Origin of the sequence: Kocuria kalidii (genome assembly GCF_044462225.1) — a bacterium.
Taxonomy (GTDB): domain Bacteria; phylum Actinomycetota; class Actinomycetes; order Actinomycetales; family Micrococcaceae; genus Kocuria; species Kocuria kalidii.
Window position 1 is genome coordinate 1 of record NZ_JBISWJ010000113.1, and the last position, 25,971, is coordinate 25,971.

25 protein-coding genes, 1 tRNA gene and 3 pseudogenes are annotated in these 25,971 nt (G+C 61.4%); 15 read left to right on the forward strand and 14 right to left on the reverse strand.

The window, feature by feature from the left end; translation table 11 throughout:
- Nucleotides 1-609 (forward strand): hypothetical protein (locus ACH9D3_RS16630; RefSeq protein ID WP_396411774.1); only part of this gene is annotated, 609 nt, incomplete at its 5' end.
- Nucleotides 610-634: 25 nt separating this feature from the next.
- On the opposite strand, the gene ACH9D3_RS16635 is transcribed toward ACH9D3_RS16630, so the two are convergent.
- The 7 genes from ACH9D3_RS16635 to ACH9D3_RS16665 all read right to left on the reverse strand — a co-directional run bounded on the left by ACH9D3_RS16635 (nucleotide 635) and on the right by ACH9D3_RS16665 (nucleotide 5,205).
- Entirely contained in the window at nucleotides 635-1,126 is a 492-nt protein-coding gene (locus tag ACH9D3_RS16635) for a transposase (RefSeq protein ID WP_396411830.1), read from the reverse strand.
- 436 nt (nucleotides 1,127-1,562) lie between these two features.
- A complete protein-coding gene (locus ACH9D3_RS16640; protein ID WP_396411775.1) occupies nucleotides 1,563-1,736 on the reverse strand; it encodes a hypothetical protein in 174 nt (57 codons plus the stop codon).
- 237 nt (nucleotides 1,737-1,973) lie between these two features.
- The gene (locus ACH9D3_RS16645; protein WP_396411776.1) at nucleotides 1,974-2,396 is read right to left on the reverse strand and encodes a hypothetical protein; all 423 of its coding nucleotides are present in this window, start codon (nucleotides 2,394-2,396) and stop codon (nucleotides 1,974-1,976) included.
- Between the two features lie 352 nt (nucleotides 2,397-2,748).
- Nucleotides 2,749-3,153 (reverse strand): hypothetical protein, encoded by a 405-nt coding sequence (locus ACH9D3_RS16650; protein WP_396411777.1) that lies wholly within the window; start codon nucleotides 3,151-3,153, stop codon nucleotides 2,749-2,751.
- Nucleotides 3,154-3,200: 47 nt separating this feature from the next.
- Nucleotides 3,201-3,794, reverse strand: coding sequence for a hypothetical protein (locus tag ACH9D3_RS16655; protein WP_396411778.1), 594 nt, complete (start codon nucleotides 3,792-3,794; stop codon nucleotides 3,201-3,203).
- Nucleotides 3,791-4,792, reverse strand: coding sequence for a hypothetical protein (locus ACH9D3_RS16660; RefSeq protein ID WP_396411779.1), 1,002 nt, complete (start codon nucleotides 4,790-4,792; stop codon nucleotides 3,791-3,793). The genes ACH9D3_RS16655 and ACH9D3_RS16660 overlap by 4 nt, the downstream gene beginning before the upstream one ends.
- Nucleotides 4,792-5,205 carry a hypothetical protein gene (locus ACH9D3_RS16665; RefSeq protein ID WP_396411780.1) on the reverse strand — a complete coding sequence of 138 codons (414 nt, stop codon included), beginning with the start codon at nucleotides 5,203-5,205 and terminating at the stop codon, nucleotides 4,792-4,794. Before ACH9D3_RS16665 ends, ACH9D3_RS16660 begins: the two co-directional genes overlap by 1 nt.
- 240 nt (nucleotides 5,206-5,445) lie before the next feature.
- Here ACH9D3_RS16665 and ACH9D3_RS16670 point away from each other — a divergent pair, with 240 nt between their 5' ends.
- Together ACH9D3_RS16670 and ACH9D3_RS16675 are read left to right on the forward strand one after the other, a co-directional pair.
- Entirely contained in the window at nucleotides 5,446-5,661 is a 216-nt protein-coding gene (locus ACH9D3_RS16670) for a hypothetical protein (RefSeq protein ID WP_075872786.1), read from the forward strand.
- Between the two features lie 270 nt (nucleotides 5,662-5,931).
- Nucleotides 5,932-7,110: a hypothetical protein gene (locus ACH9D3_RS16675; RefSeq protein ID WP_396411781.1), complete on the forward strand. Its 1,179-nt coding sequence runs from the start codon at nucleotides 5,932-5,934 to the stop codon at nucleotides 7,108-7,110.
- Nucleotides 7,111-7,200: 90 nt separating this feature from the next.
- Here ACH9D3_RS16675 and ACH9D3_RS16680 read toward each other — a convergent pair whose 3' ends face one another.
- Nucleotides 7,201-7,509 carry a hypothetical protein gene (locus ACH9D3_RS16680; protein WP_396411782.1) on the reverse strand — a complete coding sequence of 103 codons (309 nt, stop codon included), beginning with the start codon at nucleotides 7,507-7,509 and terminating at the stop codon, nucleotides 7,201-7,203.
- Nucleotides 7,510-8,140: 631 nt separating this feature from the next.
- On the opposite strand from ACH9D3_RS16680, the gene ACH9D3_RS16685 reads away from it, so the two are divergent.
- The 10 genes and pseudogenes from ACH9D3_RS16685 (at nucleotide 8,141) to ACH9D3_RS16730 (ending at nucleotide 15,428) form a co-directional block, all read left to right on the forward strand.
- On the forward strand, nucleotides 8,141-8,566 hold the full coding sequence (locus ACH9D3_RS16685) for a translesion error-prone DNA polymerase V autoproteolytic subunit (RefSeq protein WP_396411783.1): 426 nt from the start codon (nucleotides 8,141-8,143) through the stop codon (nucleotides 8,564-8,566).
- Nucleotides 8,567-8,584: 18 nt separating this feature from the next.
- Nucleotides 8,585-9,847: a Y-family DNA polymerase gene (locus tag ACH9D3_RS16690; RefSeq protein ID WP_396411784.1), complete on the forward strand. Its 1,263-nt coding sequence runs from the start codon at nucleotides 8,585-8,587 to the stop codon at nucleotides 9,845-9,847.
- Between the two features lie 1,116 nt (nucleotides 9,848-10,963).
- Nucleotides 10,964-11,040: transfer RNA gene (locus tag ACH9D3_RS16695), tRNA-Met, on the forward strand.
- A 535-nt stretch (nucleotides 11,041-11,575) separates the two neighbouring features.
- Entirely contained in the window at nucleotides 11,576-12,349 is a 774-nt protein-coding gene (locus ACH9D3_RS16700) for an AAA family ATPase (protein WP_396411785.1), read from the forward strand.
- Nucleotides 12,349-13,008: a hypothetical protein gene (locus tag ACH9D3_RS16705; RefSeq protein ID WP_396411786.1), complete on the forward strand. Its 660-nt coding sequence runs from the start codon at nucleotides 12,349-12,351 to the stop codon at nucleotides 13,006-13,008. The genes ACH9D3_RS16700 and ACH9D3_RS16705 overlap by 1 nt, the downstream gene beginning before the upstream one ends.
- A 387-nt stretch (nucleotides 13,009-13,395) precedes the next feature.
- Nucleotides 13,396-13,931: pseudogene (locus ACH9D3_RS16710) on the forward strand (dihydrofolate reductase family protein).
- 161 nt (nucleotides 13,932-14,092) lie between these two features.
- Nucleotides 14,093-14,248 (forward strand): annotated as a pseudogene (locus ACH9D3_RS16715) (IS3 family transposase); the annotation flags it as partial.
- Between the two features lie 177 nt (nucleotides 14,249-14,425).
- On the forward strand, nucleotides 14,426-14,695 hold the full coding sequence (locus ACH9D3_RS16720) for a hypothetical protein (protein ID WP_396411787.1): 270 nt from the start codon (nucleotides 14,426-14,428) through the stop codon (nucleotides 14,693-14,695).
- An 85-nt stretch (nucleotides 14,696-14,780) separates the two neighbouring features.
- Nucleotides 14,781-14,999 (forward strand): hypothetical protein, encoded by a 219-nt coding sequence (locus tag ACH9D3_RS16725; RefSeq protein ID WP_396411788.1) that lies wholly within the window; start codon nucleotides 14,781-14,783, stop codon nucleotides 14,997-14,999.
- A gap of 78 nt (nucleotides 15,000-15,077) precedes the next feature.
- Nucleotides 15,078-15,428 carry a hypothetical protein gene (locus ACH9D3_RS16730; protein WP_396411789.1) on the forward strand — a complete coding sequence of 117 codons (351 nt, stop codon included), beginning with the start codon at nucleotides 15,078-15,080 and terminating at the stop codon, nucleotides 15,426-15,428.
- A 473-nt stretch (nucleotides 15,429-15,901) separates the two neighbouring features.
- On the opposite strand, the gene ACH9D3_RS16735 is transcribed toward ACH9D3_RS16730, so the two are convergent.
- The 6 genes and pseudogenes from ACH9D3_RS16735 to ACH9D3_RS16760 all read right to left on the reverse strand — a co-directional run bounded on the left by ACH9D3_RS16735 (nucleotide 15,902) and on the right by ACH9D3_RS16760 (nucleotide 22,422).
- Nucleotides 15,902-16,231, reverse strand: coding sequence for an Lsr2 dimerization domain-containing protein (locus tag ACH9D3_RS16735; RefSeq protein WP_396411790.1), 330 nt, complete (start codon nucleotides 16,229-16,231; stop codon nucleotides 15,902-15,904).
- A gap of 266 nt (nucleotides 16,232-16,497) precedes the next feature.
- Nucleotides 16,498-17,070 (reverse strand): hypothetical protein, encoded by a 573-nt coding sequence (locus tag ACH9D3_RS16740; RefSeq protein ID WP_396411791.1) that lies wholly within the window; start codon nucleotides 17,068-17,070, stop codon nucleotides 16,498-16,500.
- A gap of 209 nt (nucleotides 17,071-17,279) precedes the next feature.
- Nucleotides 17,280-18,433 (reverse strand): annotated as a pseudogene (locus ACH9D3_RS16745) (IS3 family transposase).
- Nucleotides 18,434-18,695: 262 nt separating this feature from the next.
- On the reverse strand, nucleotides 18,696-19,712 hold the full coding sequence (locus tag ACH9D3_RS16750) for an MBL fold metallo-hydrolase (protein ID WP_396411792.1): 1,017 nt from the start codon (nucleotides 19,710-19,712) through the stop codon (nucleotides 18,696-18,698).
- A complete protein-coding gene (locus tag ACH9D3_RS16755) occupies nucleotides 19,700-20,326 on the reverse strand; it encodes a hypothetical protein (protein WP_396411793.1) in 627 nt (208 codons plus the stop codon). Before ACH9D3_RS16755 ends, ACH9D3_RS16750 begins: the two co-directional genes overlap by 13 nt.
- A gap of 32 nt (nucleotides 20,327-20,358) precedes the next feature.
- Nucleotides 20,359-22,422, reverse strand: a complete 2,064-nt coding sequence (locus ACH9D3_RS16760) for an ATP-binding protein (protein WP_396411794.1) — start codon at nucleotides 22,420-22,422, stop codon at nucleotides 20,359-20,361.
- Nucleotides 22,423-22,955: 533 nt separating this feature from the next.
- On the opposite strand from ACH9D3_RS16760, the gene ACH9D3_RS16765 reads away from it, so the two are divergent.
- Both ACH9D3_RS16765 and ACH9D3_RS16770 read left to right on the forward strand, forming a co-directional pair.
- On the forward strand, nucleotides 22,956-24,389 hold the full coding sequence (locus ACH9D3_RS16765) for an Eco57I restriction-modification methylase domain-containing protein (protein ID WP_396411795.1): 1,434 nt from the start codon (nucleotides 22,956-22,958) through the stop codon (nucleotides 24,387-24,389).
- On the forward strand, nucleotides 24,386-25,321 hold the full coding sequence (locus tag ACH9D3_RS16770) for a BsuBI/PstI family type II restriction endonuclease (RefSeq protein WP_396411796.1): 936 nt from the start codon (nucleotides 24,386-24,388) through the stop codon (nucleotides 25,319-25,321). The genes ACH9D3_RS16765 and ACH9D3_RS16770 overlap by 4 nt, the downstream gene beginning before the upstream one ends.
- The last annotated feature ends 650 nt before the right edge of the window (nucleotides 25,322-25,971 follow it).

The following is a 25,971-nucleotide window of genomic DNA, read 5'->3' on the forward strand; positions in this document are numbered from 1 at the left end:
GCGGCCGTACTGGCAGCAGTGTTGGCCTGGGTTGGTCAGTATGCCGGCTCCGAATCTCGGCATGTCCTGCAACCGTTGGTGGCGAGGACGGATCTCGGCAAGAAGGACACCGCAGCCGTACTGGCAGCCGCTCACGCTTGGCTGGACCAGCACCGAGAGCCGGAGGCCAACTACCTCTTGCAGGCGTTGGTGGCGAGGACAGATCTGGGAGAGGAAGACACCGCGGCCGTACTGGCGGCCGCTCACGCTTGGCTGGACCAGCACCGCGGGCCGGAGGCCGGTTATGTCCTGGAAGCGTTGGTGGCGAGAACGGATCTGGGCAAGAAGGACACCGCAGCCGTACTGGCAGCAGTGTTGGCCTGGGTTGGTCAGTATGCCGGCTCCGAATCTCGGCATGTCCTGCAACCGTTGGTGGCGAGGACGGACCTGGGAGAGGAAGACACTGCGGCCGTGCTGGCGGCCGCTCACGCTTGGCTGGACCAGCACCGCGGGCCGGAGGCCGGCTATGTCCTGGAAGCGTTGGTGGCGAGATCGGATCTCGGAGAGAAGGACACCGCGGCCGTACTGGCAGCGGCTCAATCCTGGCAAGATCATCACCGTGCCCCCTAGCCTCCTTCAAACTACGAAGGCGTAGTCAGAAGGCGTAGTCAGCTTCTATTAACCGCACATTTTTCACCGGGGGAAGTATTTCGGAGCCTCGCAGCAGATCGGAGGCGTTAGATAGCACTCGGTTTCCGCTGTCGGGCAGGTCGGGAACGCTGCCACGAGCCGGCGACCAGTTTCGGGCCTGACGTGGTAGACGGCCCGCAGCTGCCGATAGCAGTGTCAAACGAGGGTGACCTCGTGGTGAAGGTTCCCGGCCGCCGGCTTCGTGTTCAGCTGGCGGAGCTGCTTCTCGGCGAGGTGCTCGGCCCCGATTTGCAGAGCGGGGGGATCCCGCAGAACGGGTCCCGGCACGTCCGCGGTGGCCCTGGGTTTCCTGCTGCACCCGGCGACGCACCGCGTCCACCATCTGACCATCAAGCTTGACCACATGGAAGGCGTCCAGGACCGATATCACCTCCGGGAGCTCGTCACGGATGGCGTTGACGTAGCCGTGGAACGGGTCCAGCCTTGCCGTACGAATGCCGCCGGTGAACGCCTCGCCCCCTCAGCCGGTCCGTCGGCGTAGGCAGCACCGGATCAACTCGAGACCAGCTTCAGCCGCCGGGCCCGCACCCGCCCGTGCTCGTCCAGGCTATGGTCTACGATCCCGGTGACCACCCCGATTCCTGATGGGCTTATGTGGCGCCAGATGTGCTCATCGACTCCCAGGGCGTCCACCTCAACCAGGCGCTCGGCACTGCTCATGGGGGCTCGAGCTGGATCGCTCGCCACGCGGTGCACCAGGAGACCCTGAGCTGGTGGGCCAAGGTCGAAACCGAGGTGTCGTGGTGGGCCAAGACGTCGTCGGTGGCCCCGCTACCGCCCGGCGGGTCAGCATAGTTCCTGGGGCGGCCAGCTCGCGAACCTCGCTGAAGGTCACCGCCGCACAGGCCGTCTTGTGGCAGCGCCAAAGACGCTTACGCCACCCCCGTCGCACCGGGCGGCGTGCCGAAGGCCGGCACGTCGTGCAGGCGGTATTCCCGGCGCCCCAGGGCGACCGCGACCACCTCGTAGCCAAGACAGCCCGCAGGCCCGAAAGTCGTTTCGATCGCCAGCGCCATCGCTGTCGGATTGTCCTCGATGGTGAGCACATGGACGTCGGGCAGGTTGAACAGCGCACACGCGGGCGCACTTCTAGCATGGGATATGTCGAGGCCTTACGGAGGAACGGCTGATTCAGCACCTCCCATCCTGGAGGCCCCGACGCCTCGCCACCGGCAGTGGCACGCTCACCTCGAAAGTGCTACACCAACGTGAAAGTACAAAGAGCTAATCTTCTAAACACTCTCGAATATGAAATCCATCATTGTGGGCGTCGGAGGGGCCCTTTATGAATTTTCTCGTCCTTCCGTGAAACTTGTGCTAATTGATCCGGCGGTTCCTCCAATTTGATTTACCCCGCCTCGGTCGGCGCGCTGTTCAATGTTCCCTTTAATTTGAACTGTACTTATATTGTCTTCTGTGGAATTTTTGGCCAATTCGAGTAAGTTTTCTGCAGCGAGCAGGATTTCTGGATTCGATGTGATTTCGTGGTCAACCAAATGAGGCCTTAGATAACCAGCAATAGTCTCATCGGGATTGCTTTCAAACATGGCCAATGTGGTTTCGGCTTGAGCATCTCCGCCAAATCGCCGCGAAATCATATTCTTGAGTCCTTGGTATGCATCATTAGTGGCATTTTTAGCTGCATCAGTCATGCCGACTCCAGCTCCTGTGGCCAATGCTGTTAGTATGAGTGATACTGGTTCCATTGATATTTCTCCTGTTCACATCTTTTTCATCTAAAGAATTTTAGTTAGTGAATTTTTTGAATGAGTTGATTTATTGGTTGGCTAGCCCTGATGTGGAAAAAGTAGGTCTGTGAGCTAGATTCTGTTTAAGCTGCTACTCTACGCAGGACACCTGCTTGTAGCATAGTAGCAAATTACACTATTACTACAGGTCCTTCGCCTATTGGTCAATAGCGCCACCGACAGCCAAACCTCGATTTGCAACTTGAATCCATCAGCCATCGCTGGCCCCAAATCTGCTAAATTGTCCAGCTGTCCCTTGAGGAGGGGGCTCGTTGGTGCATTTGTGGATGTTGCGATCTAAACGGATTCTCTAATGCCGGGGGTCATCCCGGGTGCGGGCCTCGTTTTTCTCGATGACTTCGAGGATGGCTTGGAGCCCTTCGGGGTCGATCTGGCCGAGGGCTCGGGCGGCGAAGTTGCGGACCTCGGCTCGCCGGAGGGCGCGCACCGTGTGGAGTTCTTGCTCGACCTGCTGAGGGAGGGGACCGTCTTCTTGCACGAGGTATCTCGAGTCCACTCCGAACACGTCCCCCAGCGCCCGGAGCAGTTTCTCGTCGGGGCGCACCCGGGTGTCTGCGGTCTTGAGGTAGTGCCATTTCGTGCGCGAAATGGCCACGCCGCGGTCTTTGAGGCCTTGCTGGATCGTGGTGAAGTCGTAGGGCTGGCCGGCTTCGGTGCGCAGGGTGTCCAACAGCAGGTTGATCTTGTCGGCCAAGATCTGGGCTGACCGTTCCCGGTTGGTGTCCCCCACGTCTTTTCCCCTCATGTCACGATCCAGGCATAAATGCTGCCCAGGAAGGCCAGCCCGTAGATGAAGCCTGAGATCACCTGCGGCCCGGTGTGGTCCTGGAGCCGGATGCGGCTCCAGCACACCGCAATCCCGACCGGGACGAATAGCAGACCGACGGCACCCCATGATGTTGTCAGGGCAACAATAGTTCCGCCCATCATCATGCCGTGACCGGAGATCTTCCACCACGGACTCACTACAGCGATCACCAGTCCGGCCAGGAATGTGGCCACGAGCAGCGCCACGATTTCGATTGGTCCCTGCAACAGGATTGCCGCCGCCAGGTAGCTGAGCACGAGCACCAGCACCCCGGCCATTACCGGGCGGCGGTGCTCCTTCACGCTCACGTGGTGGTCGGTGAGGACCCCGCGGCGCACCAGCATGAGGACCACGGCCAGCGGAACCCCGCACACGATCAGGGCCGCGCTGATTCCCCACCACAGCGAGGCCGCAGTTGGGTTCGCCCCCCAGGGTAGTGCGATGAGCAGTGCTGCCAGCAGCACCGGTGGCTGGAAGGCTTCGGTGGCGGTTCTCTCCCAGCGGGGGACGACGATCGAGGTGCTCATGATGTGAGTTCAAATCTCCTCTCGGCGGCGTGCAGGGCACACCGTTGCTGCTCCGACAGGCTCACGTTCTCTGTCCGCAGGGCGTCTTCGACGGCAATGACGGCACTGTAGAGAACTTTCTGAGGGTCGGCCGACAGGGCGCTGCGCCAGCCGGGAGGGCGTCCGCCAGGACTCCACCGGTCCGCGCCGAGTTGGACCCACACCGGGGCGATTCTCAGGATGTCCATGCGCAGACCCATTTTCAGGCGCCGGCCTTGGGCGTAGAGACCCAGCCACGCCACGGCTAAGCACACCAGCACGGCCCCGGGCAGGAAGACGGGGCCGAACGAGGCCCGCAAGGCCACAGCTACAGCATCCCACGTGCTCGAATACCCGAGGAGCGCGTAGCCGGCCTCGAGCGTGCAGCCGAGCACGAGCAGAGAACTTCCCACGCCCAGGCCGAGTAGGGCAGGCCGCAACAGGCGGTCGTGCCCACCCTGGCGCAGGGTGAGTTCCCGGAAGGCGACACGGGCGACATCGGCGGCGTTCCAGCCTCCCATCGCCATGATGAGCAGCGTGTAGACCAGTGTGCCGCCCTGGGAAAGGTGGTCCGGGATGAACGCACCCGAGGTCGGGCCCCGGTCGATCGAGAAGAAAGCAGCTGTCAGCCCGAGCAGCAAGGCACCGCCAAGGGCGGCCTCCCGTAATGTCCGAGAACGGCTCCAGTCCCTGCGCTGCAGGGACTGGACGAGGGCCGCCCGCAGACACCACACGGCGCTGAGCGCGAGCAGATTGCGCACCAGATGGAAGATGTTCTCCCCGCCCAGCCACGCATCCACGGTCCGTTCGGGAACCATGACCCCGTTGGCCGAGAAGGCCAGCGCTGCCAACGCCGTGCCCACCCAGACGAAGTCCACTCGGCGTCGCCGCGCCACTCGTGGCAGACGAACGAGCACTGCCACGGCGGCGAAGAGGCACGCCACAGCTTTGAGCAGACTCAACACCGCTCCGAGGCTCATCAGAAGGCCTCGAGCAGAGGATCCACCTGCTGGGTCAGCCTGGCGGCCAGCCGCGTAGCGGCGTTCTCTGCCGCGATCTCCTGGGCCGTCCAGGTCGAAGAACGCCCGAGAAGGGTCTTGATCCGCCGGGAGCCCCCGATGTGGGCGAAGGCATTCCCCAGCGTCAGCTCGCACCCACCGTGCATGAGGAGGATGTGTCCGTACTCGTGCAGGATCACGTGCCGGCGCAGCAGCTCGCTCTCGCCGGCAGCATGGAAAATCCAGGACCGCTCAGCCTTCTCCAACCACAGCCCCGTGACGTCCTGACCCAACCCCGCTGGCGCAGGCTTGATGTGGATGGGCTTGCCGTGCCGACGCTGTACCTCTAGATGAAGACCCTCCCAGGTGAGATGGTCCGGCAGTTCAGCCAGCACATCGGAGTCGGAACGGGAAACAGTTCCCCCTAGCCAAGACATGCCCTTCAGGCTACCTGGAACTTGAACATGTTTATGTTGAACATGTTCAAAAGACTGTATGGTTGATGCGATACACACAGGCGGGAGCCTTCAGCGCATCTTCACCACCTCAGATTTCAGAATCAAGGGGGCCAAGAAATCGTGGAGACACACCCCACACCGCTACCGGTTGCGGTTGCGGTGTGCAACGATGACTTCATGACCGAGTACCAGCAACCGAAGCTGCAAGGACACAAAGTGGCTTTGTCCACGCGTGTGTCTCCTGAGCAGCATCGCGCGGCCGTCGAAGCGTCTCATCGAACGGGACTCAGCATGGCCGAGTACATCGGTGCCTTGATCGACCGCGATGCGGGACGACCCAACAAGCTCGACAACAGGGAGGAGCCGCGCCTACCGCTGGCTAACTCTGCTTAAACGACTGACGGCCCGCCTTGGCAGGGCGGGCCGTCGAAGTCATCCGGCTGTCGCAAGTTTGGCGACCTAGACAGCCGTTTCAACAGCTAACTGAATCGGAACCTGTCATGAACCCAATACCAGGGGACTGTTGTGTCCCCTAGTGTACCTGAGGCGCGTCCGCAAATGGACCCCTCGTCACTCAACCGCGCCGATTTTCGGTCACACTCCTCCCCCGAGGCTGCCCTCGAGGCCCCCGCGGAGCTGCCGTCGCACCGTCGACGGGTGCGGGTGGCCTACGAACGCGCCAAGGCCGTGGTGCTGCGCGCCGTCCCCAAGGGCTGCCGGTTGGCCCGGCACGTGGTGGCGTGGAAGCGTGCCGTGCTGGAGCACCCGGCCCTGGAGTTGATGCGTGCCGATGGCCGGTCCAATATGGCCGCTCTGGTCGAGGTGATTGCCCTGCAGCAGGACCCGGCCTCACGGACCTGGCGCACCACTTGGGGATGGGTGGCTGAGCGCCTGGGTGTGCACGAGGACTCGGTGGGGCGGATGATCCGCCGGCTTAAGGACTGGGGGCTGCTGGCGGTGGTGGCCACCGGCCGCTCCGCGGCCTACACCCCGCGGGCCACGGGCAAGAAGCAGGGCGAGGCGCCCGTCTACGCCCTCACTGTCCCAGCACCTCCGGCTCCGGCGCCCACGCCGGCCGAGAACACCTCAGAGGAGGCAGCAACGGTTGTGGATATAAATGTCGGCCCGGTCCCCCCGAAGGGGGTATGTTCTCCCCCGCACGCGCGCGAAAGCCTTTCCCCAAAGGACGCGGCTGCGCCGCGGCCCTCTGCCAAGGCCGCCGCGCAGCGGCGGGAGGTTCAAGCCGCCCTTGCGAAGCGAACAGCTCCGCTGTGGCCAACTCATGCGACGGTTCAGCCTTCGAAGGTGGGGGCGGCCCGGTCGGATTGGAAGCAGGCTTATCGTTGGGCGGGGTTGGAACTCCAGCACCATGCGCTGGTGCTGCGGCGGATCACCACCGCCTACGCGGTGGCGGTCGCGAAGCCCTATTTCGAGGCCGGCTGGACGGTCGCTGATGTGCTCCACGCACTGGACTGGACTCCGGCCGGGGTGCGCTACACCCATGACGCTCTCACCGGCATCGAGCACCCTGGGGCCTGGTTCGCCGCCCGACTGCGGGCCTGGACCCACGCCGACGGGACCCCGCACCGCTCCCCCGACCAACGCGCCGCGGCGGAGGCCGAGCAGCGCCGGGCCGAAGCGGTGGCGGCCGCAGCCCGCTATGCGGCCCGGCAGGCAGCGGCCGAGGCCGCCGTCGAGGGTGGCGAGGTGGAGAGTGTGGCGGTTAGGTCGGCTGATGAGGTGTCGGTGGCGCGGCGTCCGCTCAGGGAGCGATTCGCGGCGGCCTACGCGGCCGGCCTGGCCGAGGCTACTCGGCGGACCGGGGCCGCCGGCGCGGAGTGATCTGGAGTGTCGTGGCCTGCTGGGGCTCGCGGTGAGCTCGGGGCCAGCTGTGGGTGGGACGGGTCCGTGGTGCGTCCGGGGCGCTGGAACCTACGGGAGAACGTGCGGGGGTGGGGGGAGGTCGGTGTGGCCGACTTCGTACTCGGTGACCTCGAGGATGCGCGAGCCGGAGGTCGCTGCGGCCCGCTCCCGGATCGCCTCCACGGTGGACCGGCTGGCGGCCAGGGCGTGTTCGTCGGCCCAGTAGGTGATCGACAGGCTCCGGCCGGTGGCCCGATCGACCAGACTCACCGCACCCCGGTATCCGGCCAGCCCGTGGAGTTCAGGAACGACCTCCGTGCGCAGGGCCTGCAGGCCGGCGTCGTAGTCCTGCGGATACCCACCCTCATAAGCACTCACCCGTGCGAACATGCCACGCTCCCCTCCCCCGTGCTACCGGTCCGGGCTAGGCATCCGCACCAAACACCACACCGTCCCCCGGGATCGGTCCTGCGCGATGGCCTGTCTGGCGGACGAGTCACGACACTGCAGGCACTCGACGGGGCGGCGGTCGGCGGGGGCTGCCGAGCGGGACACCGCCCTGTCCGGGATGACCAGAATCTGTCGGTGGTGGTGTCCGGGTGCGGGGGATGTGGGTGGAGGCGGTACCGGGCCCCCCGGCCCGGTACCGCCTCCACCATCGACCTTGAAGCGCACGCGCTGGTCGCATCCACCGGCAGGACTCCGTTGTCTCTTGCCGGCAGGGCGCACCTGGAGGTCTGAGGTAGAACCTGGGACTCGCCCCCCGGCGGGTCCCGCTCATCCTCTCCCCCACTGTGGACGATGCCGCTGACCAGGAGCAATACCCCGGGGAAATATTGCGCCGATCACACCGAATTAACCGCTACCGGGCTCGTGGCGGGGTGTCGTTCTTGGGGTGTCCGGGCCGAGGACCAGACTCCGGAGCACCAGCACCGGGCAGTACGTATATATATACCCATTCTCCGTGTTCTGTTGTTCATGTATCGAATATGTGTTCTATTGTGGCGGTATGAGACCCCCCGTGCCGCTGGCCATCGACGATCCCGTGCTGGTGAACGCGGTCCTGGTCCGGGTGCCGGCCGGGTTCCCCTCCCCGGCCCAGGACAGCTTCGAGGACGGGCGGATCGACCTCAACGAGGTCCTCATCCGGGACGTGACCTCCACCTACCTCTTCCGCGTCACCGGGGACTCGATGGAAGGCATCGGGATCTATTCTGGGGACGAAGTCTTGGTGGATCGCTCCCTGACCCCACGGCACGGCAGTGTGGTGATCGCGGTGCTGGATGGGGACTTCACCATCAAGACCCTGCACGTGTATCCGGATCGGGTGGTGCTGCACCCGGAGAACCCGGCTTATCCGGACGTGGAGGTCCCCTCCCTGTCGGAGCTGGTGGTCTGGGGTGTGGTGGTCTACGGGATCCGCCACGTCCACTGACCAAGACGGTGGTGGTGTGTGGTGATCGCCCTGGTGGACGTGAACAACTTCTACGCCTCGGCCGAGGCGCTCTTCGAGCCCTCCCTGGCGGGCAAGCCGCTGGTGGTGCTGTCCAACAACGACGGGTGCGTGGTCGCCCGCTCCCCCGAAGCCAAGGCCCTGGGCATCCGGATGGGTGACCCCTGGTTCCAGCTGCGCGCCGACGCCGCCCGGTGGGGGCTGATCAAGCGCTCCTCCAACTACCAGCTCTATGCGGATCTGTCGGAGCGGGTGATGCTGCTGCTGGCCCGCCACGCGCTGGGCCAGGAGGTGTACTCCATCGACGAGTGCTTCCTCCTCCCACCCGAGGGCACCCCGGGCGAGCAGGTGCGGTGGGCGCGCCGGCTCAAAGCCACCGTGGTCCGCAACGTCGGACTGCCGGTGAGCATTGGGATCGCCAGCACGAAAACGCGGGCCAAGATCGCCACCGAGGCCGCGAAGAAGATGCCCACCACCGGTGGGGTCGTCCACTGGGACCAGGCCCCGGAGGGGTACTGGGACCGGCTGATGGAGGCCCTGCCGGTCACCGAGGTCTGGGGGATCGCGGGGCGGCTGGCCAAGCGCCTGGAAGCAATGGGGATCCAGACCATCGCCCAGCTGCGCGATGCGGACCCGGTGGTCGTCCGGGACAAGTTCTCCGTGGTGCAGATGCGCACTGTGCTGGAGCTCAATGGCTTCCCTGCCATCCCCATCGAGGACGAGGTGGCCACCAAGCAGCAGATCCTCGTCTCCCGATCGTTCCCGGACCCGATCTGGGATCCAGAGATCGTCGGGGCCGCGGTCGCCGAGTTCGCCCAACGCGCCTCCCGCCGGCTCCGGAAGGAAGGCGAGGTCACCGGGCGCCTCACCGTCTTCGCCACCACCTCCCCGCACCGGCCCGGACCCACCCACAACGTCTCCACCCAGGTGCGCCTGGCCGTGCCCACCAACGAGCCCACTCCCCTGGTGGCCGCGGCCCGGGCAGCCCTGGTACCCAAGCTGATGCACGGCATGTCCTACATGCGCGCCGGCATTCTCTGCGTGGACCTCGCCCCTGAGGGGTCGGTGCCCGTCCTGCCCGGGGTGCTCGAGCAGCCCGCCCCGATCGGGGAGCTCATCGACGCGGTCAACCGCCGCTTTGGCACCGGCACCCTTGGCCTGGGCCACACCGGCGCCCACTCCCCTGCCCCCTGGGCCAACCACCAAGCAGACCTCTCCCCCAGGTACACCACCGACTGGAACGAACTACGCACCGTCAGCTGAGCGCAGTGCATTCCATAGTTCCTGTGCAGTCAAATAAGTCTATTCATTCCATTGAATCTAGTGGTGGCGTTACCAAAACCTTTGGGACGACTCGATCTGTGCTCCCGCTTCCAAGGTGCGCACCCTGTCCCGGGCGGTAGTCCGCTCGGTCCGTAGTTCCTGGGTTCCGTGTACGGCTTCCTCGCGCCAGCCCCGCAACCACTGGACATCATGCAATGTCTGATCCGGGGCCGACCCGGCCGCGGCGATCACAGCGGCCAGCTCGCCGACCACGACCTTAACTTGCCTCCCAGCCGTGCTACGCAGGGCGGACCTCAGCGCGAGGCGCCTACAAGTGTCATGGTCTATCTCGGCGGCCTCGGGTGCATGGAGAGGGACGCGCAGGGGGGTTCAGGCGAGAGACGAAGGCTGCCGCTCATTTCCTCGGCCCTGGCGGGCCTCCGAAATGATTGCCCACGAGGAGCAAGGGCGCCTCCGCACATGGGTTGATCAGCACGGCAAATGGAGTGCTGCACCGATCTCCCCACGCTTCCTTGGAGTCGGGAGGGGATCATTCAAGTACTACATTGTGTTTCCTATATTCAATATATTTGACGGTGCACTATTGGTGATTGGGGATGGCTTTGCCTTCCATGGTCCTGGTGCTCGCCTCGCAGGAGGTCCCTCTGAAAACGCCGTACCGGGGAGGCGGGTGATGGAGGGAGGGTCTGTCGCCTAGGGGCAGCCACTCCCCTCGGATGAGAGGCCGTATGGGATGCGTTAAACACAGAGCAATGCATGCATTGAATATAGACATGGCGTGGCATGGGCGACATCTTTTGCCTACACCACCGGGACATCGCTCTTCGGTCTGCGAGGGTTTAGGGCAGGGTGCTCCATTTTGGTTGCTTGAGTCAGTCCTTCCGGGACGAGTACTACTCTGAAGCGTATGGGTATTCTATTTACGTTAGAGACTTTATTCAATCTATTTTTATACATGGTTAGATTGAATAGACGCAGCAAAGGCTATGTAAACTGGCCGGTCGGAGCGTGAAGCCGCGACGGATGGCCTCTGAGGTTGGACCGTCGTCTTCGATGTGCGCGAACGCCTCGCGGCACATATAGTCAGACGGTCGCCGCGGGGTGGAGCAGTTCGGTAGCTCGCTGGGCTCATAACCCAGAGGTCGCAAGTTCAAATCTTGCCCCCGCAACCAGGTAAGGCCCCCAGAATAATCTGGGGGCCTTTGTTCTGTGCGGGCTAGGGTCTGGGCCACGCTTCCAGCGAGACTTTCGCTACCTTGCCTGCATCGGCGGTCGATGGGGAGGCCGGCAGGCCTATGTCGATAGAATCACTGCAATCACCAAAATCACTGGAGTGAATATACGCACTGCATCTCGTAGCAACAGTAACTCCATAGGTCGTCGTTCTCGAGGGGCGACGTCTGCCTACCTTGTGTGCAGCCCTCTCGCCCACTGCGGGCAGGCCCGGGGCGAGAGGGCTGCACACTCCGAGGCAACGAGATTGGACTCAGCTGGGATACGTGCATCGTCTTTTGTCTTCAATGCGTACCGGCATGCCTGTCGGGGGGGGGGAGGGACAGGGATTGGCGAGAATGCATCCACGACTCATACGCTCCCGACGCGAGGGTTAGGATTGACGACTCATAGTGGTCAGTTGCGCTAGATTGAATACACGCAACAGGTTGGACACTTCCAAACTGCCGGTACTACCGAAAGGGGCACCCACGCATGACCGTCTATACCGTCGCCTTGTCCAAGGGCGGCTCCACCAAGACCACCACAGCTGCAGAAATCGCAGCTGCTCTGGCTTCGGCTGGACGCCGGGTGTTGGCCATCGACCTGGACCAACAGGGAAACCTCACCACGCGACTCGGGCTCACCGATGACAGCGAAGTCACCGCGGTTGCTGCCGAGGTGCTGACCGGGGCAGCCACTGCCGCCGATGCCGCAGCACCGAGCCCGACTGTTCCGGGGGTGCATGTGCTGGCCGGCACCCATGATCTAGCTGACATGGACACCCACCAGGTCCCGGACCTGGTGACTGCCCTGCGCGATCACCTGCCCACCGTGGCGGACCGTTTCGATGACATCGTCATCGACACCCCGCCGGCACTGTCCGGGCTGACCCTCGCGGGGTTGGCTGCTGCTGACGTGGTGGTAGCGGCGGTGGCCTGTGAGGTCGAGGCACTGGATCAGCTCACCCGACTCACTGACGTCATTGAGGCCCGCCTGGCCCGCCGGATCCGCCCTGGGTTGGCCGTGTCCTGGGTGGTGCCCACCCGCTATGACGGGCGCCGGACCCTGGACAAGGAGGTGGTGGAGATGCTCGAGGAGATGCATCCGGGCAAGGTCACCGCACCGGTGCGTGAGGCAGTGTCCGTGCGTGACGCCTACACCGCCGGGATGCCGGTGTCCGTCTATGACCCATCCTCCAAGGTCACCGCCGACTACAAATCCGCCGTGGCCCCCATCATCGCCGTCAGCACGGGAGCTCGAGTCTGATGCCCGCGCGCAAGTCCCTCAAAGACCGCAACAAGGCCGCCATTACCGGGCCCCTCGAAGAGCCCACCATGGAATCCGTTTCTGAGGTGTCTTCCGAGCCTGCTGTTGCCCCTGTGGTGGAAACGCCGACACAGCCGGTGGGGGAGCGGCCCGTCTCAGAACCTGTCGTCGCGGAGTCGACCGGGGAGTCGATCGGGACCGTCAGGAATGGTGGCGCTGCGCGTCGGTCCCAGACGCTGCCGGCCGGTACCGCCCGCCTGGGTCTGTATCTGCGCCAAGGCACCTTGGAAGGGGCCAAGTCCGCCTACGTGGCTGATCTGGACATCCTCACCGACCCGCCCAGCAGCTTCGCCCGCTGGATTGCAGGAGCCTTGGATGCCCATATCGGACGGACCCCCGCCGACCGTGCCCAACTGGCTGAAGCTCATCCGGACCCGGAGGAAGGCAACCGCGGCGTCAATCGCGCCTTCATCTTGCCTGTGGACACTATCGCTGGGATGGAGGAGACCACCGGCATCGACCGACGGGCCGGGCGGATGCAGTCCGTGAGCCAACTGGCCGCCGAGGCCCTGCGCATCGCCATTTACGAAGCGAGAGAGCGCAACGGCGGCACCCTGCCGGTGGCCCCCAAGCGGTTGCCCAACAAGCCCACCCGTTAAGGAGGGAAACGGGCTTCATTAGCGCGTGTATTTTGTCGAGTCGATGTCTTACATCCAGCCTCTATATTCAATAAGTGGTTCCTTGTGAAATCCGAATTGGATTGCTTGCTAGGGCCGCGTCAGGCAATGTTTGCGACGTTCGTCGTTGCCCTGAGCCGACGGTAGGTGACGTGGCACCGTGCATCGAAGTCGAGCGTGATGGGCGCCGTCCCGTTGCGAACCTGAACACCTCGAGCGCCGAATCGGTCGCGCGCTCGGTCTGCGGTCTGGTTCGCATCACGACGGCGTTGAGGTAGGTGCGATCGGGGCGCCGGTGAAAAATGGCGCCGGCAGTCGTCTGAGTACGTCCCGGTGAACGCGGGGCGCGCATCAAGGGAGAACAACGAGATGAGACCACTTCGATACTCGATCAACGTCACGCTCGATGGCTGCTGCCATCACGAGGCAGGGCTCTCTCCGGACGAGGAGTCGATGCACTGCTGTTCGGCCGGGTGACCTACGAGATGATGGAGTCGGCGTGGCGGAAGTCGGCCACGGGCACGTGGCCGGACTGGATGGGTGAGTGGGAGATCCCGTTCGCCGAGGCCATCGACGGGGCGAAGAAGTACGTCGTGTCGAGCAGGCTGAGCGGGGTCGATTGGAATGCCGAGCTGGTGCGAGGCGACGTGGGGCAAGCGGTTCAGCGGCTCAAGCAGGAGTCGGGCGATGGCCTGTGGGTGGGGGGTGTGACGCTCCCGACGGCGTTGGCGGATCTGGGACTGATCGATGAGTACGAGTTCGTTGTGCAACCGGTTCTTGCCGGGCACGGGCCGACGTTGCTCGCCGGTCTGCGTGAGCACATCGAGCTCGAGCTCGTGGACCGCCATGAGTTCCGGTCGGGGGCGGTCGCCCTGCGATACCGGCCCTTACGAGTTACGGCTTGACGTGATTTGTCCTGGCACGTTGGCCGCTCCCTCGCGGCGGAACGACGGCTCGGGGTCGCGTTGCCCCGGGCTGGCCGTGCCCCGAACGCGCGGACATATCGACGGGGGACATCGCCCCGAGGTGCCGGTAGCGGACAGGGCAAACGTTGCCTGAGGTGGCACTAGACCGTCAGCGCTGGTCCACTCGCGAAGAGCTGCGGCTGGCGATCGTGACCTGGATCGAGAGGTCCTACCACCGCCGGCGCCGGCAACGCCGCCTCGGTCGCCTCAACCCGGTCGAGTTCGAGACCATCAATCACGGCCTCAAAGCCGCCTGAAACCTATCAACCCCGAGAGGCAACGGAAGTCGGGGCAGTCCCTTGCGTGCGCTGGGGGACTGGCTTCATAAAGCATGAAGATGCACGGATTTCTGTTCATGGGCCGGTTCGCCCCGGCACAGTGGTGCCATGACGTGGGGGGTGGCCTGTGAGGTGAGTGGGTGCGGTCAGGAGGCCGTGATCCTGCTTCCGGTGGTGGCCTGGACGGCGGCCACCGTCCCGGAGCTGACGGCAGCGCCCCTGCACCACTACTGCCCCGATCACGAGCCGGTGATCAGTGACCGCTATGCGGCCGCGGTGGACTGGACGGTGTGCCGGGACAGCGCCGAGGGTCACCGCCTGGACCCGCGGGCAGTCCAGCAGATTTGTGTCCACCTGCAGGCGATGAGGACGCCGAAGGCCCAGGCGGTGCACGCCGCCCTCCTCCAACTCACCGGCACACCTTGAGCCGGACAGCCCTCCCGGGGTAGCGCTGCACGCGGCGGACACCCTGGGCTACGCCGCCACCGCCACCAGCGATGGCATCGACGGGGTGGACGGGGCCCGGCGCACGGTGGCCCAGTTCCGCCGGCACCGCCAGCAGCTGGGTGCTCCGGACACCTTGACCGAGGCCGGCATCGTGGTCGGTGGGGTGAAAGGGACCATCATGAGTCGGGCGGCGGTGGCCAGCCTCGAGGAGCTGCGGGCCACGGGGTTGTTCCTGGAGCCGTTGATCCCGGACCGGGCCATCGTCCAGGAGATACGGATCTGAAGGGGAGTGGTACGGCCAATACCGCAAAGGCGCCCGCGTGCTGGACGCGTACACCGCGATCGCGAAGAAGGTGCTGCGATGACCGACAAGCCCGAGCGCCCCGCCTCACTCCAGCGTCGTCGGCCCCGCCCGGCACCGGATGAGCACATCGACCCGGTCGACTACACACCCCCACGCGCTACTTCACCCCAGCCCGCGACACCAGTGGTGTCGTCCCCGCCGGTGCAGGCGGCACCGGTGGCGGAACCAACGGCCGCTGCGCCCAAGCGCGGGCGTGGCCGGCCGCGCCGGGAACTCACGATCCAGCTCGGTGTGCGGGTGGCCCAAGACGTCTCCGATCTGATCGAGGAGCTCACCGAGCACGACGGCACCGCCCGTGCGGTGATCGAGAAGGCGGTGCGCGCCTACGCCCAACAGCTCGACCGATAACACCCCGGCCCCCGATAGGGGAGGGGGGCGGCCGCGGGCGGCTTTCCCATGGTCGGCGAGGAAGGAACCCGGCTCACCGTTGCTGGTGGGCCGGGTTCTCTCATTCTGGGGACAGGCGGCGGGGTGGGGTGGGTGGTTCCGTGGGTCTTCGATTGAGGCGGGTGCCCGCGCACCTTCCTGTCAGGAGCCAGGGTTGACCCCCAGCAGGAGTCATTATCGGGGGCCGAAGGGACGACCAGCGCTGTCCAGGCTGGACGCGGGGCGTCCCGGGGGCACCGTGGCCGGCAACGGGCCGTCAGCCCGTCACCGGCTGCTTACCGTCCGGAGGGACCACGGTGACGGATCCCCGTGCTCGAGCCCTGCCCCGAAACTTTCCCCGGTGATGCCGCGGACGTGGCCGCCGGCATCAGACCCTACTGTCGCGGAGCACCCGGACAGGCCCAAGGGGGTGTCCGGGTGGGGGAATGAGGGGTCTACTGGGCGGCGTAGTAGGCGTCCTTCACGGACTGGTGAATCCGGCCGCGGTCGGAAACCTCGTACCCGTTCTCCTTCGCCCACGCCCGGATCTTCGCCGTCTCCGGGTTACCACCAGCGGAGAAACGGGGCCCGGTGGCCCGGGCAGTCTTGCCCTGGGCTCGCCGGCCAGCGGCTGCGTAGGGGCGCAGGGCCTCCCGCAGCTTCTCCGCATTCGCGGTCGACAGGTCGATCTCGTACTGCCGGCCGTCCAGACCGAACTGGACGGTCTCATCCGCCGGACCACCCTCGAGGTCGTCCTCCAAAATGATCTGCACGCTCTGGGCCATCACAGCACCTTTCATTTGATCTCGTCATGTCTTACGCCGAAGTGCACCCACGCCTCGGAATGTCCGGGCTGATCTCCTCTCCCATGCTTCGGGGGAAGTAAGGGCGTTGAAAATGGCCGTGAGCGCACTTGCACACCGATTACCCTACCGGGAAATTTCTCGATCCCCATGGTCGCGGGACGGTGGCTTCCCGGCTGCATCGGCGATGATGGGCCAATACCCTGGATTCCGGCCCCTCGCTATGGCGGCGCAAGATCTACGTACTATCAATTGCAGACGAGACAGGGTTTATAGAACTTCAACGGTCTACCGCAGCTCGAGCACGGCGGTGGGGCGCATGGCCACTTGACGTTTCCCGCATTGATCCTTTTTGCAAGTTGGGGTGTGGGCATGGCCACCGCATTGTCTGGCACGATGGGGCAGTACAGGCGGTAGGCCGCGAGCCGCTCTTTGGCCGCAGCGGCTTCAAGCTCCTCTTCGTTGTCAATAGGGCCGCGGTTTTGTAGCTCCAACCAGAAGTTAAACCCGGGGCCAACCCTCCCGGATCCCTTCTGCACGACAAGAGCGGTGACCGCCGGCAGGTTGCGTTCCTTGCACTGTTCAAGCACCCGGTAGAGCGGGTGCCTGATCCACCGCGGAAGCAAACTTGTGGTGTGTACCTTGGTGGTCTCGAACAAATGGTCGCCAAGTTCCTGATAGGTGATGTAGCCGCCATACGTCGAAGCGACGGACTCGAGCTTAAGAAACGCCTGCTCGGCCCACAGTTCCTTCGCCTCCTCGAAAGGCACTTGTTCCTCCCGGTGCGGTTCCCGCCATGTGCCCGGCAGTTGGCTCGTCATGTTCGTGTCCCCTCGACGACGGCGATGTTCGCACTTACGAATCTACTCCGGATATTTGTGGGGGACCTTGTTGAGGGTGAGGACTGCCTCGTCCAGCTTCCGGGGGCCAGTTCATTTTGGATGTGGGAGACCAAGCTGTCGGGACTGCCCCGGGTTTGCTTTACTTCTTGACCTGCCCCACGGTTCGCTTACCCCGCGAGGTCTGAAAATCAGGCAGGGATAGATGGTGCTACGTAGCGTAGTTCGTGGGTGACCGGGGATTCGTAGTTCAGCTGTGAGTGACGGCGTTGACGGTTGTAGAAGATCTCGATGTACTCGAAGATCGCATTGGCCAGATCGATCCGGGTTCGCCATCTCCTCCGGTTGAGCAGCTCGATCTGCATGGACGACCAAAAGGATTCCATCATCGCGTTGTCGTAGCCATCGCCAATGGTCCCGAAGGAGGGCATCAGGCCCGCCTCCCGGATGCGGCGGGTGAAGGCCCAAGAGGTGAACTGCACGCCGTGGTCGGCGTGCACGATCCCGCCCGGTGCCGGCCGACGGTTCTTGATGGCCATGTCGAGGGCATTGACCACCAGGGAGGAGTCCTGATGGTTGTCGATGGACCAGCCGACGATCTGGCGGGAGAAGGCGTCCAGCACCGCGCAGCAGTAGATTTTGCCTTCCCCAGTGGGGTGTTCGGTGATGTCGGTGACCCACAGCTCGTTGGGCGCCAGGCGGTGGAACTTGCGGTGCACGAGGTCATCGGCGGTGGCGATCCCTTTGAGCTTCTTCACCTTGGCCGGGCCTGGGAGCCCGGCGATCCCGGCGAGACTCATCAAGACGGCCACCAGGTTCTCACTGACGACGACGTCCATGCCGCGGGTGAGTTCGGCGTGGACCCGGCGGGAGCCGTAGGTGCCCCGGGAGGCGGTGTGCACCTCCCGGATCAGCCCGGTCAGCCACTGCCGGCGCATCGCTGTGGGCGAGAGAGGCCGGTTCTTGTACTGGTAGTAGCCGGGACTGCTCACCCCGAGCAGCCGGCAGCAGACCTTGACGGGGTGCCCGGCGTCGACGAGCTGGTCGATCACCGGATGGATCCTTTTGGGTCGGGGCGGTCCTCCCCGAGCAGCTTCGCGGCGCGTTTGAGGATCTCGACCTCGGCCTCGAGGGCCCGGATGCGCTTCTTCGCCCTCACCAGCTCCGCCGACTCCTGGGTCGTGAGCCCGGGCCGTTCGCCGCGGTCGATCTGGTCCTGGCGGACCCAGTTGTGCAGCGCACCGGTGCTGATCCCGAGTTCGGCTGCGGTGGCGGTGATGGTCTTGCCGGCTCGCACGAGTGCGACAGCGCGCAGGCGGAACTCGGCGGGAAAGGGTCGTGGCATGGTCGGAGCCTCTCGATGAGATGCGCCGATCTTCACACCCACAGGGGTAAGCGGGCCATGGGGCAGGTCATCTTGATCTGCCCCACGCGCAAGACCGAACTTGGCCACGCGGCCTGTCCTGATCAAATTAAGACAGGCAAGGTGGCGTCTGACACGTTGAGGACTTCCGGGTGGGGGACGTAAAAGCCTACATCGGTAGAACTCGACCCATACTCGGCCAAAGCCGCGCCGCTCAATACACCTAAAACTGCGAAAAGACTACTTAGAGCAGCCTGCATAAAGCAGTTGGAGCATGAGAGTCTACAAATGCAGCATGATCAGATAAATCTTTTTCAACGGTTATGCCGTCACTCGGTGTAAGCCTCAAAGAGCCTGCACAACATAAACCACGCGCAGCACCAGCGGAGTATATTGGGATGTCATTTCTGGACACAACTTCTTCAGGGGCACATCGTCGAGAAAGCTGAGTGCAGGCAATCTGGACCGTCGGAAGTTCCTGTCTAATAGCCCCAACTACTCCTGGCTGAGGATTATCAAACCGGGTACGCCCATTAGAAACAAAAATTTGCTTTGGAGAAACGCTAGTACATAGTGCTTTTACCATTGTATCTGTGACAGAACGTGACCCCAACATACCCCCATGGTGGGGCAAAACTAAATAATCGGCCTGAATATCCACGCCACTATCTGATAAATGAGAAAATCCGACGTAATCTAAGTCGCCAGGCAACAAAAGAAGTGGTTTACCATCAACAAGAACCCTAATCACGACACTAACGGAATTGGTTGATATTGCGAGTCCTGCTTTATCAGTAGATCCCGCCCCCAACCTCGAAAGACGATATCGAGGTGCAATAACCTCGATTTCAACTTGCTCGAAGGGACTTTTAAAATCAGCCCCTTCCACGGCTTCAAAAAGTACGGCGGTAACGCCACGTCGTTGTAAATCATCAAGTGAATAAACGAGTGCCTTCCACATCTTTGAGGATTTTGCAGCATCGCCGTTGCAATATATATTGTGCACAGGAATACCTGAGTCTATGATAGCAATTAATCCACCGATATGGTCCTGATCAGCGTGAGAAATCACGGCTGTCTCAATTTCATAAATATTCTGTTCCCGCATATACTCAAGAATGGGAGAGCCAGGTCCGGCATCAACTAAAATTGTTGATGTACCGTTTGATATTACAACACAACTTCCGTGTCCGACATCAAGAATGTCGATCCAAAAATTTTGATCATTATCGGGTTCCGTTGGCGTTATCACGATTCCCACTCCGAAACGTATATATCATCGACATCTTCCGCTCCTAGATTAGATGTAGCAAAACATCTATACCCAGGGGCAACGTTCTCACGTATTCTTCCGGGAATGTCCTCGAGTCGAAAGCGAATAATCTCCGATCGTTGCCATGCCGGAAGCTCCAGAAAATAGAAACCATGAACGTCCGGGTCAGGTTCTATAAAATGAACTTGTGCCCGCCATGGGCGACGAGCAGGAATAAATTCATTGGATATCTCGCGAATGCACATATTCAACCCTGTTTGAAGAGAGTCAGGATTGAGATCATCCGGCGAAAGTAACGTAGGTATCCATCTACGATGGGGCCTAATGATATCGATCTGAGCTTTTTCAAATCTAGTGCATAATAAACTTGGAAAATTTTGCTTATACCAGCCCGCCACTAATTCCGCTCCATTAAACGGGGCGTATCCTTTAGGGGAAAGATGGAAATCGCTAATTGCCGCATCTGCACGTACGCCGCGCTGTAAATAACTACTAAGGTCTCCTAAATGTGGTCCCAATTCTTCCACTGGCGTCATATCAGCGAACTCCACTTGATATCTTAATCCTTGACGGACGCCCGGATCATCATCAACCAGCATCACGCTATGTACCTCTGCCACTGACTGTATCAAGCTTAATCCCCCAAAATGTCGAACTTTATAATGAAAGTAGCTCCCCCGAGATCGCCGTGGGCTATAGCCTTAATTTCTCCCCCCAGGTCAGATACCGCATCGCGGACGATTGTCAATCCTAGCCCCGTTCCTCCAGGCCTTCGCGTTTCACCAGGCAGCCAAATGTCCTTGAGGGATATATCTTTAATGCCAGGTCCATTGTCCGAAATCGTAAGTTCCCAAACTCCAGAACGCACAGAAGATTGCACATTTATTCGGCGAGACTCTGAGTTATGTCTATCAAAAGCCGATAAGCTGTTATTGATTAAGTTCGTTATAATTGCTTCTAATGCGGCGGCAGTACCTTGGAGATAGGGAGCTTTTTCGGAGAGTGAGGCCGTCAATTCGACGGCACGTCCGTCTAGAAAAGGTTTATAGGTTTCGATCACGTCCTTGACTACCGCGTCTAATTGGATACGTGCCAGCCGGCGTTTGTCATGATCAATAAGACGCAATGTTGCGGCTGCAAGAACATTGAGGGACTCCGTCGCATTAGCGATATCGTCAAGAGGTGGACGATATTTCTTTTTGTACAATTCAGGAAGTTCACGTTGCAGGCCGAAATCAATTGCATTTTTAGCCAGAATTATACGCTTTAAAGGATTTCCGTTTGACTCGTGTGCGAAGGTGGCGCTTGTAATGCCGGCAGTGCTCAGCGTCCGGTAGAGCTGAACTTCACGCTTGAGCGCTTCCGCTTCCTTGTTGCGCTCCGATTCGTAGCGGGCAAAAGCATCCTCGACTTCCTCCTTTTTATCAACATCCTTAATGGTTGATATCTTTTCTTGGACCGATTTCTTGCTTGATTGCGTAGCTGTCTGAGTAACTTTTGCAGCTTTGCGTCTACGAGCTTCGGCCGCTTCCAACCGTCGTCTGGCCATCCATTCCAAAGCGTCTATGGAAAATTCTCGGAGTTCATCAAATTCTGGGCTTTCAATGAATCCAGAGCGGTCTGTTTTTTGAATTAGAATTCCGTTTTGATCATCTATATATAGTCGACCAATTGAGTTGTTAGTTGAAGGGCGTTCCTCAGGACTGCGTACCCTGGCAAGGTTCATATCGAGCCAGTCGTTTCCAGGATTGCCGTATGGAGCAACTCGGAGATCATTCGAATAAACGTGTACCCCTCCGAACTGCTGAAGCCAACCTTTCACTTCCCCAAGTGTGGCTAAGCGAGTGCTAAACGTATTTTTTGATAGGTTAAATGCCCACAGATCAAAGCATGCGTCTGGTCCGCTATATTGTTTATTTGTGTTTTTTTGTCGCAGTTCTTCATGTGTCGCACTGTAAAGTACATTACCTTGCCAGTCTAATATTTGGGCTTTTGCCCAGCCATTGGCATTTGAAGCTACTAAATGGAAGTCCGCTTCACTGAAATACCGCTCACTTACGTATCGGGCTACGTCATCAAATTCTTCAGTGTGCAGAAATGGTTTGAAAGAATTGATTCCCACCGCGAAGGGATCGGCTAGGAGAATCATAGATCGTGCTAGGCGCTTAACTTCCATTCGACTGATGGGTTTCCTAAGATTCCTAATTTCAATCGTTGTACCATTTTGCGCCCCTTTTTCGCGGGGTGAATCAATAATTGAAATATCAATTTCGTCGATTGTATTGGCATGATCAAAATGGTCCCAGTCGAATCTGACCTTATATTCTTGTGAGTCATCGGTTGGGCGAGACGACATCGTCGCCACCCGACCTAGACGTAACGCGGCTAGCCTCCCCAGACCTTTATTCCCGGCTGGGCGCCTACCTCGGGAGGTCGTGATGTTGGTTTGTTTAGAGGATTTTCCCAATACAAGCCAACCGTCAATAATTTCACTTGGAGACATTCCTGCACCGTCATCTTGAATGCGAATTATGGGATGTCCGTGCTCGTCATTTTCCAGCCAGACATGACACTCGCTGGCGTCTGCATCGTAAGCGTTTTTTACTAACTCTATTATTCCTTGGTCTATGTTAGGATTAAGTTCTTCACCGAGGCGGCTTAGTATGCTTGTGGCGAAACGAATACGCCCTTCAGTCATTGTTTTCTCCTATAATGGAAAATTTTTGTGCCGTAGTTTTGTTAACAAACTTTTTTATCAAAGTATTTTTTCAGCTCGAGTTGCCGCTTCTTATTGCCGAGTCGCTTTCGAGTGCCTTATTTTTTCCCATTGAGTGTTTCAGCACTTGGTGGCCTCAAATTAACGTCATTATTAACTCACTGCGTCGATTGTAAAATTATGGCGTTGCCTCTGCAAACTGGTCCTCACGTTTTGCGTTATCCAGTACCACTGGCCATGGTTTCATACGATGCTGATGACCCAGCGCGTGCTGCCATGCTCTGAAATGGAGGCTATACATGATGGAAGGGGTCACTGGCTGGATGCATACCAATGGCCCCATGCTCCAGCTCCGGCTACTTTTGTCTTATGGCTTGGGTGTCTAAGTAGTACCACCTAGCTGGCCTTCATGGCCGTGACATGCGATGTCTGAGTTGGCAGCGGGCTGGGTTGTCAGGCGCCCATGCCGGTCGAGCTTGTGGTCTAGTGTCGTTGCGCGTTCGTAGACTGGCTGAGTGTCCCTTGATCTCACCCTTGTAGACCAGCGCCGGATCTCCATGGCCGGCAACTTTGCCCCGGAAGCGGGGCAGGTGTTCACCCCGAGGGAGGCTGCCTCCCTGGTGGCCTCGATGCTCGACTTGCCCAAGGTGGACCGCATCCGTGTTTTGGATCCCGGGGCCGGTACCGGCAGTCTGTCAGCGGCGCTGGTCAACAAAATCCGCCACCAGGTTCCCTCCACGACCGTGGACCTGGTGGCGGTGGAGCGGGACGGGAGGCTGGTCCCGGCACTGGAAGAGACCCTGCAGGAAATTGAGTCTTTGGGGCAGGTGAACACCTCGGCCATTGAGGCGGACTACCTTCTCGACGGGGTAGGTCTTACTGCGGAACTTGGGGCGTTGGAGGACCCGTTTGACCTCGTCATCATGAACCCGCCCTATGCCAAGCTGGCAGCTAATGCACCCGAGCGTTTGGCCTTGCGACCGCTCGGGGTCGAGGCGCCGAACCTCTACGCGGCGTTCATGGCCTTAGGACTGAGCCAGCTGCGGGCCAGCGGGCAGCTGGTGGCGATCGTTCCCCGCTCATTTATGAATGGAACGTACTTCGAACAATTCCGTGAGTTCCTACTCGCACGCTCCGTGATCCGTCGCATCCACACCTTCGAGTCGCGCAATACCGTCTTCGGTGACTCCGGGGTGCTCCAGGAGTCGGTGATCGTGACCTTTGAGTCAGGCGGAAAGCTGGGGCCTATCGAGATCAGTGTGTCCCGAGCTAACGACCCCGTCCCGCACCACTACACGGCCGACTACGACAAGGTGGTCCTGCCCACCGACCCACACCAGTTCATCCGGATTCCCGATGAGCACGGCGAGGATGTGCCGGCGGACAAGACGCTTGCCGACCTCGGCCTGACCGTGGCAACGGGCCGAGTCGTGGATTTCCGCGCGCGATCCTACTGCCTGAACGACCCCGGGGAGGAGACCGTTCCCCTGGTATACCCGGGTAACTTCGACGGGGGGGTCATTACTTGGCCGCGGATCATGAAGCGGCAAAAGCCTCAGCACTTCGACGCTCGGGACGACTTCGCCCGCAAGCAAATTCACGCTCCGGGACGCTATGTGGTCGTCAAGCGGTTCTCCGCCAAGGAGGAACCGCGCCGGGTCGTCGCTGCCATTTGGGACGCCGAGGGACCAGTCGCCTTCGAGAACAAGACCAACGTGATCGGCCCCATCACCGACCCCGCCGTCGCCGTCGGCCTGTCCCTATGGTTGAACAGCGGGCCGCTGGACCGACTGTTCCGCACCTTCTCCGGCCACACCCAGGTGAACGCCGGCGACCTGCGGACGCTGCCGATCCCGGACGAAGACACGCTGAGAAGTTGGGGTAACAACCGCAAACCCGCGCTACCGGGTCAGAATGCGATCGACCAGATAGTGACGGAGGAAGCATGACCAAGATTGAAGAGGCCCAGAAGATCCTGCGTGCCCTCGGATTTGACCATGAGCGGAGTAACGATCGGTCGGCTCTCACACTGCTCGCTTTGACGGCCGTTGGGCCAGATGGGGTATGGAGCGAGGCGACGAACGAGACCTACGGAACACGCGCACTGATGGACTTCATCCGTGACGAATATGACGTGAACTACGCGCCAAACAGCCGAGAGACATTCCGCCGCTTTACTCTCCATCAGTTCGCCGACGAGCTGCTGGTCGAGCAGAACCGGGACCAGCCGGACCGCCCGGTGAACAGCCCCAAGTGGAACTACGCCGTTCACCCGGCGGCACTGGCGGTCATCAAGACCTACGGAACCCCGCAGTTCGAAGGCATGATCAGGGAGTACCTGGTGGAGCGGCCAGGACAGATCGAGACCTACGCCGCAGCTCGGGAAATGCATCGCATCCCGATTACTCTCCCCGATGGTGAGGCGCTGGCCCTCAGCCCCGGTGGTCAGAACGTGCTGATCAAGCAAATGCTTGACGAGCTCTGCTCCCGCTACACCCCCGGTGGGGAACCGATCTACATCGGGGACGCCGATGCCAAGTGGGCCTACTTCAACAAGGAGTGCCTGCGTGACCTGGGCGTCGACGTGGACTCGCACGGCAAAATGCCCGATCTCGTGGTGTACATGCGGGACAAGAACTGGCTGGTCCTCATGGAGGCAGCATCATCCCACGGTCCCGTCGACGCCAAGCGATACCACGAGCTGGCCCAATTGTTCGCGGGCAGCACCGCCGGTCTGGTGTACATCTCCTGTTTCCCCGACCGGAAAACCATGCGGAAGTACCTCGCCGACATTGCCTGGGAGACCGAGGTCTGGTGCGCCGACGCGCCATCCCACATGGTTCACTTCAACGGCGAACGGTTTCTGGGTCCATACGACTGAACTCTCATTTAGACCTTGCCTTCGGCGCGGCACACAGGAGGGTAAGGGCGGGGCATAGCGACGAGCCTTCCATGAAGGCCTTCAGCTAGCGACGACGAGTGGAAATCAAACCGTAGGCCAGGTCAAACTGTCACCTATCGGTGCGGCAATCCCGGGTTCAGGGATGACGCTGAGTGAGGACGGTCAACAATTCGTCCCCTTTGGTCGTCGCATCTCTCTCGCCAAGGTCCGGCCGGCGCTGACGGGTTTCCAGCACGGCCGGTGCTTCTGCTGCCATGAGCCGCTCAGCACCGTGCCGGGGGGCGGTGCATGTGGATCACGTGTATGCCTTCTCCAACATGCCCCGCACCTCCAGGGCCGGCCCAGATCTCAACGGTGTGTGGAACCTCGTCGCGTCCTGCTCGGCGGGCAACCTTGCCAAGAGCGCCCGCCCACCGACTGGAGATGAGGTGGAACGCCTGCTAGCCCGCAACGATGCCATCGCAGGCTCCCCGCACCCCTTGCGGCCCACCCTGGAGCGCACCATGGTCACACCCTCTGCTCGGCCCGCGAAGACCTCCGCCGACCGCTACGAGTTCGTGCGCCGAGTACACCTTCTGGCAGGGGAGGGGCGGCTCGCGGATCGGCACGCTGCCGGTGGTGGGGTAGCA

Excerpts from the sequence above, each read along its gene's own strand:
- ACH9D3_RS16735 (WP_396411790.1), bottom strand. The coding sequence starts at position 16,231 with ATGGCCCAGAGCGTGCAGATCATTTTGGAGGACGACCTCGAGGGTGGT.
- ACH9D3_RS16660 (WP_396411779.1), bottom strand. The coding sequence starts at position 4,792 with ATGAGCCTCGGAGCGGTGTTGAGTCTGCTCAAAGCTGTGGCGTGCCTC.
- ACH9D3_RS16730 (WP_396411789.1), top strand. The coding sequence starts at position 15,078 with ATGACCGACAAGCCCGAGCGCCCCGCCTCACTCCAGCGTCGTCGGCCC.
- ACH9D3_RS16705 (WP_396411786.1), top strand. The coding sequence starts at position 12,349 with ATGCCCGCGCGCAAGTCCCTCAAAGACCGCAACAAGGCCGCCATTACC.
- ACH9D3_RS16670 (WP_075872786.1), top strand. The coding sequence starts at position 5,446 with ATGACCGAGTACCAGCAACCGAAGCTGCAAGGACACAAAGTGGCTTTG.
- ACH9D3_RS16700 (WP_396411785.1), top strand. The coding sequence starts at position 11,576 with ATGACCGTCTATACCGTCGCCTTGTCCAAGGGCGGCTCCACCAAGACC.
- ACH9D3_RS16685 (WP_396411783.1), top strand. The coding sequence starts at position 8,141 with ATGAGACCCCCCGTGCCGCTGGCCATCGACGATCCCGTGCTGGTGAAC.
- ACH9D3_RS16760 (WP_396411794.1), bottom strand. The coding sequence starts at position 22,422 with ATGACTGAAGGGCGTATTCGTTTCGCCACAAGCATACTAAGCCGCCTC.
- ACH9D3_RS16770 (WP_396411796.1), top strand. The coding sequence starts at position 24,386 with ATGACCAAGATTGAAGAGGCCCAGAAGATCCTGCGTGCCCTCGGATTT.
- ACH9D3_RS16740 (WP_396411791.1), bottom strand. The coding sequence starts at position 17,070 with ATGACGAGCCAACTGCCGGGCACATGGCGGGAACCGCACCGGGAGGAA.
- ACH9D3_RS16655 (WP_396411778.1), bottom strand. The coding sequence starts at position 3,794 with ATGAGCACCTCGATCGTCGTCCCCCGCTGGGAGAGAACCGCCACCGAA.
- ACH9D3_RS16645 (WP_396411776.1), bottom strand. The coding sequence starts at position 2,396 with ATGGAACCAGTATCACTCATACTAACAGCATTGGCCACAGGAGCTGGA.